The following is a 247-nucleotide window of genomic DNA, read 5'->3' on the forward strand; positions in this document are numbered from 1 at the left end:
CTGCTGAAATATGGCCCGGCACTCGCCAGCCACGCCCCGCAAGGCAAACTCCTGCTGGTGACCCCGCGTCCTGGCACCATCTCTCCCTGGTCTTCGAAAGCGACCGATATCGCCCATAATTGCGGTCTACAACAGGTAAACCGCCTTGAGCGCGGCATGGCTTACTATATAGAAGCCGGTACGCTGACCAATGAACAATGGCAGCAGGTGACCGCTGAACTGCACGACCGCATGATGGAAACGGTCT

1 protein-coding gene is annotated in these 247 nt (G+C 57.9%); it reads left to right on the forward strand.

Translation table 11 applies throughout. The features are described from left to right. A partial coding sequence (locus B0E34_RS22955) for a phosphoribosylformylglycinamidine synthase family protein (RefSeq protein WP_185117475.1) occupies nucleotides 1-247 on the forward strand: 247 nt, incomplete at both ends.

It is taken from the genome of Chryseobacterium mucoviscidosis, assembly GCF_002177115.1.
GTDB classification, from domain to species: Bacteria; Bacteroidota; Bacteroidia; order Flavobacteriales; family Weeksellaceae; genus Chryseobacterium; species Chryseobacterium mucoviscidosis.